This window comes from Brevibacterium sanguinis (assembly GCF_039528855.1).
Lineage (GTDB): Bacteria > Actinomycetota > Actinomycetes > Actinomycetales > Brevibacteriaceae > Brevibacterium > Brevibacterium sanguinis.
The window spans coordinates 19,432-32,566 of sequence record NZ_BAAAMB010000008.1 but is presented as its reverse complement, the minus strand read 5'-3'; the positions used below and the strand labels follow the sequence as shown (position 1 = coordinate 32,566).

The window sequence follows — 13,135 nt, the reverse complement described above, 5'->3', positions numbered from 1 at the left end:
AGTCCGGCGGGGCGGTTTCCGCATGCGCACAGGACCATCGAGGCCAACCTTCGGTGAACTCCTCGGACCGCGTCGTTAACCCTGTCGTCACCTGCTGTTACTCAGTCATGTCTACCATCGTCTGAGCCCATGCACGTGCGGCACTCCCCTGCGGCCGTGCTCAGCAGCGAAAGGACCCCATGACCACTCCCCTGACCAGCGTCATCATCGCGGCGAAGAACGCCGAACAGACCATTGGGAGCAGTCTCAAGAGCTTGACCATGCAGGGGTTCACCCCCGATGAACTCGAAGTCCTCGTCGTCAACGACGGATCGGACGACCATTCGGCCGAGGTCATCGCCGAATACGAGGACAAGCTCAATATGGTGACGATCGAGAACCCCACCTCGCTCGGCGTCTCGGCATCGCGCAACCTCGCGCTCGAGGCCTCCACCGGCCAGACCATCACCTACCTCGACGGTGACGACTGGTACGCGCCGGGTCACCTGCGGAAGATGACGGATGCGATCACCGGGCTCGGCGTCGACTTCGTCAAGATCGACTACGTGCTCGTCGAAGGCACCAAGCGCAGCCTCAATCAGGCGCCCTGTGCTCTCCGGAACCGTCCGCTGAATCCGCGCGACTACATCATGCCCGCGAACATGCCGACGATGGTCGACTACCCGGCGTGCTGGACAGGCATCTTCACCCGCAGCATGGCCGATCGCGGCCTGCTCACCTTCGATCCCGCCCTGCGAACCTGCGAGGACCGCCCCTGGACGTGGCGACAGCACCTCGAGTCGGATTCGTTCGCCGTCATCAACTCCGCGGGCCTGTGCTATCGCAAGGGAATGTCGACGTCGCTGACCTCGATCTACGACGAACGGCAGCTCGACTTCATCCCGGCCTTCCGGACTGTCTTCGCGATGCTCGAGAGCGATCCGGAGATCGACGAGTTCGAAACGAAGGCCGTGCGGAACTTCCTGTCGATCCTCTACCACCAGCTCGTCAAACGGTCGGACCAGATGACCGCCGAGGTGAAGCAGAAGCTGTTCGCCGGTGCGACGACGAACGTCAAGATGATCAAACCCGAACTCGTCGATCGGGTGGTCGAGAAGTTCGGCGACGACCGCGTTCCGGTCATCGCCCCGGTTCTGAGGAGGGCACAGGCATGACACAGCTCATCCAGGTCTCCACCCTGTATCAGCTCGCCAACGTGGCCGCGAACATCGACGCCGGTCACTTCGGGCCGGCGGACGAGCGCCGCATCCTCGTGGTCGCCAACAACGCCTACGCGCCTGAGATCACCCCGTCGGCGATCGACCTGCTCGGCGCCGCAACCCTGCTCAGTCGGTTCGATTCGGTCGTCGATTGGAATGCCGCCATCTGGCCGAGCCACCCCAAGCAGTTCGGCATCTCACCGACGCGGGCACCGATCATGCGCACGCTGCTCGAACACCTGTGGTCGCTCTCCCCCGACGAGGACATCTCGCTTGTCGTCGAGTCGCTGCCCGGTCACCCGGCCCACGCGCTCACCCAGGTCTTCGCCGACGCGCCGATCTCCGTGCACTCCGACGGCCTGATGAGCTACGGACCGGTCCGCAATCCGCTCGGACGTCCGCTCTGGCAGCGCCTCGAGAACGTCCACTACACCGACTTGCTGCCCGGAGTCATGCCCCGACAGCTCGCCGAACACGCTCCGAATCGGATCGCCCTGACCGTCGACGAACTTCGTCCGGTCATCGAGGAGATGGCCCGGGAATCCGACGACGCCCTGACCGCCGCTGGCCTGTCGGCCCCGATCGACGACAGCGCCCTGGTCCTCGGCCAGTACCTTGCGGAGATCGAGCTCATCACCGAGGAGGAGGAGATCCAGCTCCACCTCGACATGCTCGACGAGGTGAAGAAGCGCGGAGTGGGCACGGTGATCTTCAAGCCCCACCCGACATCCGCCCGGACCGTCGCCGAACCGCTGAGGCGGCGCGCGGAGGCCCTCGGCCTGCGCTTCGTCCTCGCCGATGTGCCCGTCCTCGCCGAGGTGGTGGCATCGCGGACGCAGCCGCGGCTCGTCGTCTCGTGCTTCTCCACCGGGCTAGTGACCACCCAGGCACTGTACGGAACCGCGACCGCTGTCGTCGGCACGGAGCTGCTCCTCGAGCGGATCGCCCCGTATCAGAACAGCAACCGCATCCCGCTGACGATCGTCGATGCGCTCAATCGCGGCGGCTATGTCCTCGAGGACCGCCCGGGCGGCCGCGGACTCAGGGACTTCAACGCCCTTATCGACGCCGTCACCTACTGCATGCAGTCGACCATCATGACTCACCTGCGGGAACCCGCCGAGCGTTTCCTCACGGCGGCTGTCGGTACGGGCGACATGGTGTACTTCAAGCGCAAGCGCCTCACCCGCCTCGATCTGCCGGGCAGCCTCGAGGCGTCGAACCGCGGACGAGTGCTGCGCACGGGGAAGCGGATCCTGCGCAAGAATGCGAAGTCCGCGCTGTCGAAGCTCGACCGCCGTGGGATCAAGATCGACGTCGCCAAGCTGACCGGACGCCGCTGACATGGCTCGCACGGCGATCGCTTTCGCAGAATCGCCTCTCCAGTTCCTCTCCGCGCTCGAAGCGCACGAACCGCACGAGGAGCTGCTCATCCGAGCTCGCGCGAATGCCAAGGGGATGACCTCGTTCCTCGACGCCTTCGACCCTGCCTGGCTGCCCAAGCGCGTTCGCCTCGAACGTGAGGGAGCCAAGCCGGGCATCCTGAGGAAGATGTCGCCGACCAGGATCTACATCGGTGACGCCTGCTCGGGCCAGGTGCACAAAGCGCTGTCGATGGCGTATCTGGAGAGGCGGATGCCGGAGATCGTCATCCTCGATGACGGGCTGGCGACGTATTCGACGATCGAGACCCTCGCCGCCAAGCGGGGTCCGCTCGTGCGCCCGCGTCAGAAGCTCAAACCGTCCCGGGAGGTCATGGCCGCCTATGTCGCCGACCGGCTGCGCGGCCTGGCGTCCGGGGGCAAGCTCCGCTGGCACACCGCACTTCCCGTGCCGAAGGCGCTGCGCAACGCCTTTCTGCGCACCGGGGCGGAGATCACCCGGCATCGCTTCGAACACCTCCAGTCGCTGCCCACCGGCGGCAGCCATTCGCGCGACACTCCGGTCATCGGGTCCTCGCTGGCCGCTGACGGACTCATCCGCGAAGAGGCCTACCTCGCCTGGCTCGACGGTCTGCTCGCCGCCGGTCCGATCACCTACTACCCGCACCGTCGGGAGTCCGCGGAGTTCCTCACGAAGCTCGGAGCTGACGAGCGGGTGCGGATCAAACACGTCGGACTGCCGATCGAACTGCGTCTGATCAACCTGCCGGCCGAATCGGTGATCCGCAGCCTCCCGAGCACGGCGGCAGTCTCCCTCGCGGTGCTCAACCCCGATGTCCGCATCGATGTCACGGAGATTCCCGGCGAATGGTGGACCGGGACGTCTCCCGATAGTCTGCGTACGTCCCTCAATGCGCAGACTGTGGCCGGTGATCTCGATTCCTGATTCCCCTCACGCCTCCGAGCACGAGACTCCGGTGGCCGACACCGTCATGCCGCATCCTGCCGGCACCCCGGCGACTCCCGCTGACACTGTTCGCCCCGTCGGTGCCGAGAACTCCGCGTCCGCCCGCACGGATCGGGAGACGATCAGCGTCGTCTCCGTCTCCGACAGCGAGTCGTACCTCAAATGGGCGACTCAGCTGCTGAGCACACTGCCCGATGTCGAAGCCCACGTCTACCTCATCGACAATCCGATCCTGCCCACGAACGAGCAGATCACCCATGCGATCGCCGGTACCGCGTGGGAGGGCCATGAGGTTCCGATCATCAGCCGCAGCGAACTCGGCGAGGTCATCGCCAATCACGCCCCCGACATCGTCCTCGGTGCGGCCACCGGTCCCATCGTCGCCCAGCTGTTCCTCACGGCCAGTGCACTCGAACCGCGTCCCGCGCTCGTCTCGGGACTGCCCGGGATGGGACTGCCGGCCAGCGGCAAGGGGATGAACTACCGCAGGCTCATGGATGCGTTCCTCGCCCACTCGTTCACCGAGGTGGACGAGTACCGGGCCGTGAGCGCGCTGCGACGGGTGCCCGCCGACATCCTCCTCGCCCGCCTCCCGATGCTGCGGTCGCCGGGGGTACCGGAGCGCCCGGTCGCCGGGTCACCGACAACAGCGCCGACGACCCTGGTCTTCGCCCCACAGGCGAAGGTGCCGGATTCAGCCGCCGAGCGGGAGTCGATCATCGCCGCCCTCGCGGAGTTCGCCCTCCGGCACCCGGATTCCCGCACTGTCGTGAAGATGCGGTCCCGGCCGGGCGAGCACGAAACGCACCGCGAGCAGCACTCGTACTTCGAGATCATCGACGAGCTCAAGGCTCGCGAGGTGCCCGGAGCCGATCGACTCGAGATCGGCTACGGTCCGCTCACGGCGTTCCTCACCCCCGGTTCGGCGCTCGTCACGCTCTCGTCCACGGCGGCACTCGAATCGATCGACCGCGGCATTCCCACTCTGCTCATCGCGGATTTCGGCTTCGACCGGGCACTGCTCAACGAGGTCTTCGCGGATTCGGGCGCGACCGGCAGTCTCGCCGATGTCGCGGCGGGCAGGATCGGCTTTCCCAGCGAGGAGTGGCTGGCGAGAAACTACTTCCACATCGATGACGGAAGTCTGAGACGCAGTCTCGGCCTGCTCGCCACCCGGTCCCGCACCGGTCAGCTGCCGAATCGCCGGAAGGCCGTGCTCAAGCAGAAGCGGATGCTGCTGCGCGCCGAAGCCCGCATCTTCACCCCGCCTGTCATCGTCAGGGCCTACCGCCGCATCCGGTACGGCCGCTGAGCACGCCGCATCGGGACGCAAAACGACGTTCGACAGCTCCAGGAGCGGGGCGTGACTCTCAGTTGCGGTCGTCGGTGACCGAGCTCGATTCGTCGAGTTCGACGACCACCTCGGCGGCAGGGGATGCCTCTTTGAACACCCACGTCCGGTACGCATAGAACCGGAAGGCCATGGCCAGGGCGATGCCGATGACGTTCGTCGAGATGTTGTACGTGAGCTGGTCGCGCATGTTGAGCAGGTACCACGTGACGCCGAGCGGGATGACGGAGATCGCCATGCCGGCGAGGTTGACGGCGATGAAGAGGATGATGCCGCGGACATTGGAGTCCGTGGTGCGATCACCGTAGGTCCACAGCTTGTTGCCGATCCACACGACGATCATCGCGGCGATCGTCGAGATGATCTTCGCCTTGATGGGGCTGCCCTCGAGAAGCGCGGGGACTGGGCCGAGCCCGTAGGTGAGGAGGTTCGAGAGTCCGACGTCGACGATGAAACCGACGCCGCCGACGGTGAGGAATTTGAAGGCTTCCACCGCGAGGTGCCGAAGCCGGATCGAGACAGACTCTTGCATGACAGCTCTACTCTAAGTCGTCCGCTTCCGGACTCGCTGAACGTGCTCGTGCGATTCGACGTCGCGCTGACCACATTCCCAGGGCGAGGACCACGCCGACCGTCACCGCAAGTGCAGGCCAGAAGGTGTATCGGAAGTGGTTGGCCGGCACGATCGGGAAGTAACCGGCGACATAGCACAGCGCCGAGGTGGCGAGCATCACGATCTCCGGGACGACGCTGGGGGCCGGTCGAGGGCCTCCGGAGCAAGCCACCCCGGCGCGATCGGTTGGTCTCAGGTGACGCGCGGCGACGACGAGGAGCACCGCCAGCAGACACCAGAACCACGGCTTGAACACCATCGGGAACGTGGCCAGGGCGAAGTCCTCGACATACGGGCGGAAGAGGTAGTCGGCCTTCTCATCGCCCTGTGCGATGCCGACCTTCGTCCCCTCCCCATGCCATTCCGCGGGCCAGTACTCGAGGCTGGAGGAGAAGAAGTAATAGGAGAACACGGTCGCCCGATACTCGGCGTAGCGCAGCGGGTGGGTGATGACGGTGTCCAGCCAGAGCTGCCTGAGTGCGTCCTGGTCGGCGATCGGGCTGAAGTTCTCACCGGTCGCGCCCTTGCCGTAGCAGTTCCAGTACGCATCCCAGATCTCCCCCATCTGCAGACACTTCGGACGGGCTTGACCGATCTTCGCTTTGAGCTCCGGGGGCGCGTCGGAGGCCATGAGCTCCTTGTCGGGCACTGAGAACATCACATCGTCGAGGAGGACCTGTGAGATCTGCCCGGTGGGCTGGACATCGTAGCGGGCGGCGATGATCGCGTCACTGGCCTTCACCCCGCCGACCAGGATGATGAGGACGACGACTCCCGCCGAGGCGGTGGCGAGCACCGAGCGCACCCGTGTCCGGCGAGACGGGGGCGCCTCGAAACCGGGCGTCTCGCGACGTCGACTCCGCCGCGCAGCGAGTGCCGTGACGAGGCACCACCCGAGGTAGACGGCGATCGGGATGATCGCGAACACGGCGTTCTTGCGCAGTCCGACCGCGTAGATAAGCAGACCGAGCGCCGGCACCCACAGCAGCCACGTCTTCGGCACGAGGCGGGCGACGGTGAGCAGCATGACGGTGGCGAGCAGCGCCGCGGCCATCTGCGTGTCCTTCCACAGCATCGACATCTGCGACAGCGTCCACGGGGTCGCCATGACGGCGGGACCAAGAAGGCTGACCCACCTCGGCGCGCCGCAGCGGTGGATGATGACACCGAGCACCCAGCACGACGCGGCGATGAGACCGGTCTGGAGGACGAACAGGCTCGCCTGCTCACCGGTGAGGTCGATGAGGCCGCGCCACACGACGGCCATGACGGGCGGGTGCCAGTCGGAGAACGGGATCGCGCCCGTCGCCTGGGCGTACTGGTTGGCGATGTCGACGTTGACGCGACCGGGGGCGTAGAGGCGCACGAAGACGACAGCCCACCCGATGCTCAGGCCACCGAGGACGACGTCCCACACCCAGCCCGAACGGGCTATCGATCGCGCAGAGTTCATGGGGGCTCCTCAGCGACTGATGTCGAGGTCGGGGATCGGGCCGCGCAGTCGCCGGGCCCGGTGACTCAGTCAAGCGACCACCGTAACCGCGCCGACCGCGCGCAGCGCCGGAATCCGCACGACTTCACAGATGCTTCCTCGACACTTCACCTGTTCGCCATGCAGCACCGATCGGGTGAGAGCGACGTCGTCGTCCGGCACCGCCGAAGACGGCTGTCCGCCGCCCGCGCCTGTGCGCTTCACCACAGGTGGAGTTCGCCCGCGGGCCGCCGCCCCTGGTGACGCCCACGAGGAAGCTGAGCGTCCGGTGTGTCGATCCTGGCAACTGGCTATAATTGCCGGAGCCCTGTGCACCCTCGCACGCACTCACGGCATCCCCAAGGAGCTTCATATGACCGACCGTCCCACCGGACTGCGCATCGCGGCGATCGTGCCGTGCCACAACGAGGAGATCACGATCGGCAAGGTCGTGCGTGATCTCTCGGCCGCAGTTCCCGAGATGACGGTCTACGTCTACGACAACAACAGCACCGATCGCACCGTCGAGGAGGCCCTCGCCGCCGGTGCGGTCGTCCGCCACGAGTACTTCACCGGCAAGGGCAACGTGATCCGCCGGGCGTTCTCCGACATCGAAGCCGACATCTACGTCACCATCGACGGCGATGACACGTACGAGGCCGCCGATCTGCCGGCGATGATCGATCTGCTCCTCGAGGGACCCTACGATCATGTGCTCGGGGTCCGGCAGGACACCCAGGAGACCTCGTCGTACCGGCCCGGTCACGAGTCGGGCAACAAGATGTTCAACCGGCTCACCAGCCGCCTGTTCAAGTCGCATGTCACCGACATGCTCTCGGGCTACCGGGTCTTCTCCCGTCGTTTCGTCAAGTCGTTCCCGGCGATCAGCAAGCGCTTCGAGATCGAGACCGAGCTCACCGTCCACATGATGGCCCTGCGCCTGCCGAGCGCCGAATACCCCGTCGGCTTCCGCGACCGCCCCGACGGCAGCGAGTCGAAGCTCTCGACCTTCGGAGACGGCTTCCGCATCCTCGGCCTCATCACCCAGCTCGTCCAGCACGAGAGGCCCCGGCTCTACTACGGCCTGCTCACGCTGATCTTCGGCGCGCTCTCGCTCATCCTCGGCATCCCGGTGATCGTCGAATACTTCAACACCGGCCTCGTCCCCCGCTTCCCGACGGCGTTCCTCGCAGCGATCCTCATGCTCCTGGCGATCCTCATGGGCAGCATCGGACTCATCCTCGACGGCATCCGCCGTGGTCGTCGAGAGCTCGCGCGCCTCCACTACCTCGGCCTGCAGGCAGTCGCCCCGGTCATCCCGGAACTCAAGTCCGCCACGCCGGTATCGGACGACCGGGACGAGCGCGACGCGCCCATCGAGCGCCCGGCCCAGGAGTCGAGCGAGACGTCCCCGAAGCCGCAGTCGGCGTCGGAGTCAGGGTCGAGCAGCACCGCACCGCGGAACCGGCTGCACGTCACCCGCCCCTGAGTCGACCGCCCGACAATCCGGCTCCGCTCCACAGCTCCAGCGATACGGCGCCGGTCCCAGCGACTAGGGCCAGTCCCAGCCCCCGCATCACAGAACGCCCCGTCCATCAGGAAGGGGCGTTCTCTGCTCTCGGACGACCGCTTGCCTCGGCCGCCTCACCTCACGGGCCGTCAGACGTCGTCGTTCCCTCGCCCCGCCTCGGCGCCTGCGTCGACCTTCACGGTCCTCCGACGCTTCGCCCTCCACGCCATCTGTGCGGCGGCAGCGATCATGATCGCGCACATCGTCATCACCATGGCCGGCCAGTAGACGTACCGGTAGTGGTTGGCCGGCACGATCGGGAAGTAGCCGACGACGTAGATCAGCGTCGACAGGCTCATCGCCGTCACCGCCGTCGACAGGTGCCCCCAGCCAGCGGCCTCCCCCAGGCGGCGAATCCGCCGGTGGGCGACAAGGGCGACGACGGACAGCAGCGTCCAGAACCAGCCGGTGAACAGCCACGGCAGGTCCTCCATGCCGAACTTCTCGACATAGGTCTGCGCGGCATCGTTGAGCTGCTTGTACTTCACCTCCCAGCCCATCGGGTTCTCCACGATCGTTCCGCCCCACTCGGCGTAGTTGTCGAAGAGGAAATGCGAGAACGTCTGCGTGCGATAGATGAGGTAGCGATCGGGACGGGTGACGACCTCGGACAGCCAGACGTCCTGGAGCTCCTCGGTGTGGTCGATGGCCGTGTAGATGCCGTCGGCCCCCTGCCCGTAGCAGCGCCAGTACGCGTCCTCGTACGACCCCGCCTCACGGCACTTGGCCTGCGCGGTGACGAGCCGGTCCCGCAGATCCGGGTCGGTGTCGAGGGTCTTGAGCTCGGCAGCCGGAATGGTGAAGAGGACGTCGTCGAGCATCACCTGTGACACCTGATGCGTCTTGAGCGGCTGATACACCGCATTGAGGATCGCCCCCGAACCGATGACGAGGACGAGCACCGCTCCCGTGAGGACGACGAACGGCAGAGCGAGGATCCGCCTCCACAGCGGCCGCCCCGCCTCGGCGCGCTGTCCGGACTCGGCGGCGGCCACCTCTGCGACAGCCGGAGACGGTCCCGAGGTCGCCGTCGCCTCCGCCTCGGCGCGCTGCGACGAGCGCGCGATCCGGGCCGACCAGATCGTCCACGTCGAGAACGCCAGCAGCCAGATGAGCGGCAGCACGGCGAAGAACGCGTTCTTGCGCACCGCGGTGCCGTAAGTCAGCGCCACAAGACCGACAGCCAGGAGCAGCCAGCGCAGGCGCCTGAACCGCTGCGCGAGCAGCGCGCAGACGACGGCGGCGAAGAACGCCTCCGCCATCTGCGTGTCCTTCCACAGCACACCGATGTAGGTGAAGATGTTCGGCAGCAGCAGGAATCCCAACCCCGCAAACGACCAGGCACGGGACCGCGTGACGTCGTAGAGGTAGAGCGCGAAGCCCAGGCCGATGCCGAACATGAGGAACACCTGGGCGTAGAGGATCGCCGAGGCGTGTCCGGTGAGGTCGAACAGCCACGTCCACGTGATCGTCATGATCGCCGGATGCCAATCCGAGAGCTGTTCGTTGCCGAGCACCTGATGCAGCTGCCAGCGCGTGTCCGCATACATGCCGCCCGGCGCGAAGGCGAGACTGGTGCCGATCGCGAGCACGAGCGCGACGATGCCGAGGACAGCCAGATGGATCCGGGCCGAGGCAGAGCGGTAGTCGGGTCGCAGCGCCGCGGCAGGCCGGTCGGACGTCGGGTGGTCGGCAGAGTGCATGTGGGGATCCTTCAGGGGGTTGGCTCAGCCGGGTCGGCTCCGGCACCCGGCTCGGATCGGCGCTTCGCCTTCCACGCCAGCGAGCCGGCGGCGGCGAGCATGATGGCGGCCATGCTCATCGCCAGCGCGGGCCAGTAGATGTAGCGGAAGTGGTTGGCCGGCACGATCGGGAAGTACCCGACGATGTAGATGAGCGAGGACAGACTCAGGGTTGTCACCGTCGTCGTCAGGTGGGCGAGACCGGATGAGGCCTCGAGGCGCCGGACATGACGGAGGCAGACGAGGCCGAGCACCGCGGCCAGCAGCCAGAACCACCCGGTGAACAGCCACGAGAGATCCCGCGCCCCGAACTTCTCGACGTAGGTCTCCGCGGCATCGTTGGCCTGTTTGTACTTCGTCTCCCAGCCCAGGTCGTTCTCGACCGTCGTGCCGTCCCAGTCGGTGTAGTTGTCGAAGAGGAGATGGGAGAAGGTCTGCGTGCGGTAGAGGAGGTAGCGGTCGGGTCGCGTGAGCACCGTCCGCATCCACAGGTCCTGCAGCTCGTCGACATGTTCGATCGCGGTGTAGATCCCGTCGGCCCCGCGCCCGTAGCAGCGCCAGTAGGAGTCCTCATAGGCGTCCTTCTCCCGGCAGACCTTCTGGGCGGCCAGGAGGTTCTCCCGCAGCTGCGGGTCCATCTCGGTGGTCCTCAGCTCCGAGCCGGGCACCGTGAAGACGACGTCGTCGAGCATCACCTGGGACACCTGGTGGGTCTTGAGCGGCTGATAGATCGCGTTGAGGATCGCCCCCGACCCGAGGACGAGGACGAGCACCGCAGCCGTCGTCGCCGCGAACGCCGGGGAGAGCAGCCGCTTCCGCCACGTCGTCCGCGGACGCGCGGAGCGGATCGCGAAGACGGAGAAGGAGAGCAGATAGATGAGCGGCAGCACGGCGAAGAACGCGTTCTTGCGCACCGCGGTCCCATACGTCAGGGCAAGGAGACCGATGATGAGCAGAATCCACCGCAGACGCTTGAACCGCTGCGCGAGCAGCGCGCAGACGACGGCAGCGAAGAACATCTCCGCCATCTGCGTGTCCTTCCACAGCACGCCGATGTACGTGAAGAGGTGCGGGGCGAGGAGGAAGAGCAGACCGACCCAGGACCAGGCCCGCGACCGGGTGACATCGAAGAGGTAGAGGGCGAACCCGAACCCGGTGACGAACATGAGCAGCACCTGGACGTAGAGCACCGCCGAGGCGTGCCCGGTCAGCTCCGCCAGCCACATCCAGGTGATCGTCATGATCGCCGGATGCCAGTCCGAGAGCGGCTCGTTGCCGAGGACCTGAAGCAGCTGCCATCGGGTGTCCGGGTTCATTCCGCCCGGTGCGAAGACCACGGAGGTGCCGATGGCGAGCAGACCGGTGACGACGATGAGCAGCGCAAGGTGGATCCGCGCCCGGGTCGACCGATAGTCAGGACGCGTCGTCGAATCGACGTGCGTCGGAGCAGAGAGGATTTCGGGCGAGGGCATGAGCAGGTCCTTCGAGGAATCAGCGCCCGGGTCACCGCGCGCAGAAAAACAACCTCATCGACTCTATCCCATCGGCGCCGCCGGCCCGGCCCATCACGGCGCCCACCTGGCGATCCCGTGCTCGTCTGTGACGAAACTCGCCGAGGCGGTCCGACCTCTGCGCGGCGCGATGGCACTTGACCGATCGCCTGGCGTGCTATTTCATCGAACAAGGAAGATTGCACCCTGAGACGAGACGAAACCGCGCGGGAGAGACGGGAGCAGAGATGACGACCACCCCCATCGAGCCGGCAGCAGACCCAACTGCGGCGACAACACTGCCAGGAGGCGTCCCCGAACCGCGAGGGCCGCTGAGTGCGGCGCTGCTCGCAGTGCTCGCCCACGAGGAGAGCGAGGAAGCCGCCCCGCTGTGGCAGCGCCTTGACGAAGCGGCCACGGTGGCGCTGCGGGAGACGCCGGACATCGTCGGCGACGAGGACCTCCAGCTGTCGCTGTTCCTCCTCCACCTGCTCCACATCGGACCCGCCCCCTTCGTCCGCGGGGACTTCGAGTGGGATCCGCGTCTGATCGCGCTGCGCCGGAGCGTCGAGGAGCCCTTCGAAGCCGCCCTGCGAGAGCGCACCGCCACGGCGGACCCGTTGCCGAACAGCGGAGAGGAAGTCTCAGAGGTCCTCTTCGCGATGACTGCCGAGGTCACGCAGCCGACGCTGGCGACCTGGGCGTCGCGTCATGCGACCGCAGAACAGCTGCGGGAGTTACTCATCCACAAATCGATCTACACGCTCCGGGAGGCCGACGCCCATTCGTGGGCGATCCCTCGCCTGCGGGGACGCGCCAAGGCAGCACTCGTCGAGATCCAGGCCGACGAGTACGGCGGCGGCTCCCCCGACCGGGTCCACGCGGAGATCTTCGCCCGCACGATGCGCGGCTACGGCCTCAGCGATGAACCCGACCACTACCTCGACGAGGTTCCCGCACTCACTCTCGCGGCCTTCAACGCGATGAACCTCTTCGGGCTCAACCGGCGCCTGCGGGGAGCGACCATCGGTCATCTCGCAGCGTTCGAGATGACCTCGTCGATTCCCAACCGGCTCTACTCGCGCGCGTTCAGTCGGCACGGGTGCGGCGCGGACGTCACGGAGTACTTCGACGAACATGTCGAAGCCGACGCCGTGCACGAGCAGATCGCCGGCAGAGACCTCGCCGGCGGTGCCGCCGACGACGATCCGAGCCTCATCGCCGACATCCTCTTCGGGGCGCGGGCCTGCCTCCACCTCGACGATCTGACGGGAGCCCACATGCTCGAGAGCTGGCAGAACGACCGCACCTCTCTCCGGACACCGACGGCGCCTGAGAAAGGGTGACTCC

The 13,135-nt window shown here is 66.5% G+C and carries 11 protein-coding genes; 6 read left to right on the top strand and 5 right to left on the bottom strand.

Going from position 1 to position 13,135, the window contains the following annotated elements; translation table 11 throughout:
• Window positions 1-179 precede the first annotated feature (179 nt).
• Genes ABD154_RS09230 through ABD154_RS09215 form a run of 4 tightly spaced genes read left to right on the top strand, consistent with a single transcriptional unit; the run spans window position 180 to window position 4,860 of the window.
• The gene (locus ABD154_RS09230; RefSeq protein ID WP_198499454.1) at window positions 180-1,154 is read left to right on the top strand and encodes a glycosyltransferase family 2 protein; all 975 of its coding nucleotides are present in this window, start codon (window positions 180-182) and stop codon (window positions 1,152-1,154) included.
• Window positions 1,151-2,542 (top strand): polysialyltransferase family glycosyltransferase, encoded by a 1,392-nt coding sequence (locus ABD154_RS09225; RefSeq protein ID WP_198499455.1) that lies wholly within the window; start codon window positions 1,151-1,153, stop codon window positions 2,540-2,542. Before ABD154_RS09230 ends, ABD154_RS09225 begins: the two co-directional genes overlap by 4 nt.
• A gap of 1 nt (window position 2,543) precedes the next feature.
• Entirely contained in the window at window positions 2,544-3,527 is a 984-nt protein-coding gene (locus ABD154_RS09220; protein ID WP_198499456.1) for a polysialyltransferase family glycosyltransferase, read from the top strand.
• Window positions 3,511-4,860 carry a DUF6716 putative glycosyltransferase gene (locus tag ABD154_RS09215; protein WP_232623674.1) on the top strand — a complete coding sequence of 450 codons (1,350 nt, stop codon included), beginning with the start codon at window positions 3,511-3,513 and terminating at the stop codon, window positions 4,858-4,860. The genes ABD154_RS09220 and ABD154_RS09215 overlap by 17 nt, the downstream gene beginning before the upstream one ends.
• Before the next feature lie 58 nt (window positions 4,861-4,918).
• Here ABD154_RS09215 and ABD154_RS09210 read toward each other — a convergent pair whose 3' ends face one another.
• From ABD154_RS09210 to ABD154_RS09200, 3 genes are all read right to left on the bottom strand, one after another.
• Entirely contained in the window at window positions 4,919-5,431 is a 513-nt protein-coding gene (locus ABD154_RS09210; RefSeq protein WP_198499457.1) for a GtrA family protein, read from the bottom strand.
• A gap of 7 nt (window positions 5,432-5,438) precedes the next feature.
• A complete protein-coding gene (locus ABD154_RS09205) occupies window positions 5,439-6,965 on the bottom strand; it encodes a hypothetical protein (protein WP_198499458.1) in 1,527 nt (508 codons plus the stop codon).
• Window positions 6,966-7,034: 69 nt separating this feature from the next.
• The gene (locus tag ABD154_RS09200) at window positions 7,035-7,211 is read right to left on the bottom strand and encodes a hypothetical protein (protein WP_198499459.1); all 177 of its coding nucleotides are present in this window, start codon (window positions 7,209-7,211) and stop codon (window positions 7,035-7,037) included.
• A gap of 145 nt (window positions 7,212-7,356) precedes the next feature.
• Here ABD154_RS09200 and ABD154_RS09195 point away from each other — a divergent pair, with 145 nt between their 5' ends.
• Complete coding sequence (locus ABD154_RS09195) at window positions 7,357-8,472, top strand: glycosyltransferase (RefSeq protein WP_211978852.1); 1,116 nt, start codon at window positions 7,357-7,359, stop codon at window positions 8,470-8,472.
• Between the two features lie 170 nt (window positions 8,473-8,642).
• On the opposite strand, the gene ABD154_RS09190 is transcribed toward ABD154_RS09195, so the two are convergent.
• A complete protein-coding gene (locus ABD154_RS09190; RefSeq protein WP_211978851.1) occupies window positions 8,643-10,256 on the bottom strand; it encodes a hypothetical protein in 1,614 nt (537 codons plus the stop codon).
• An 11-nt stretch (window positions 10,257-10,267) separates the two neighbouring features.
• Window positions 10,268-11,767, bottom strand: a complete 1,500-nt coding sequence (locus tag ABD154_RS09185) for a hypothetical protein (protein ID WP_211978850.1) — start codon at window positions 11,765-11,767, stop codon at window positions 10,268-10,270.
• Between the two features lie 266 nt (window positions 11,768-12,033).
• On the opposite strand from ABD154_RS09185, the gene ABD154_RS09180 reads away from it, so the two are divergent.
• On the top strand, window positions 12,034-13,131 hold the full coding sequence (locus ABD154_RS09180; RefSeq protein ID WP_211978849.1) for an iron-containing redox enzyme family protein: 1,098 nt from the start codon (window positions 12,034-12,036) through the stop codon (window positions 13,129-13,131).
• Window positions 13,132-13,135 lie beyond the last annotated feature (4 nt).

What these genes read in the sequence shown, in the direction of transcription:
- ABD154_RS09230 (WP_198499454.1), top strand. Translation starts at nt 180, where the DNA reads ATGACCACTCCCCTGACCAGCGTCATCATCGCGGCGAAGAACGCCGAA.
- ABD154_RS09225 (WP_198499455.1), top strand. Translation starts at nt 1,151, where the DNA reads ATGACACAGCTCATCCAGGTCTCCACCCTGTATCAGCTCGCCAACGTG.
- ABD154_RS09220 (WP_198499456.1), top strand. Translation starts at nt 2,544, where the DNA reads ATGGCTCGCACGGCGATCGCTTTCGCAGAATCGCCTCTCCAGTTCCTC.
- ABD154_RS09210 (WP_198499457.1), bottom strand. Translation starts at nt 5,431, where the DNA reads ATGCAAGAGTCTGTCTCGATCCGGCTTCGGCACCTCGCGGTGGAAGCC.
- ABD154_RS09205 (WP_198499458.1), bottom strand. Translation starts at nt 6,965, where the DNA reads ATGAACTCTGCGCGATCGATAGCCCGTTCGGGCTGGGTGTGGGACGTC.
- ABD154_RS09195 (WP_211978852.1), top strand. Translation starts at nt 7,357, where the DNA reads ATGACCGACCGTCCCACCGGACTGCGCATCGCGGCGATCGTGCCGTGC.
- ABD154_RS09190 (WP_211978851.1), bottom strand. Translation starts at nt 10,256, where the DNA reads ATGCACTCTGCCGACCACCCGACGTCCGACCGGCCTGCCGCGGCGCTG.
- ABD154_RS09185 (WP_211978850.1), bottom strand. Translation starts at nt 11,767, where the DNA reads ATGCCCTCGCCCGAAATCCTCTCTGCTCCGACGCACGTCGATTCGACG.
- ABD154_RS09180 (WP_211978849.1), top strand. Translation starts at nt 12,034, where the DNA reads ATGACGACCACCCCCATCGAGCCGGCAGCAGACCCAACTGCGGCGACA.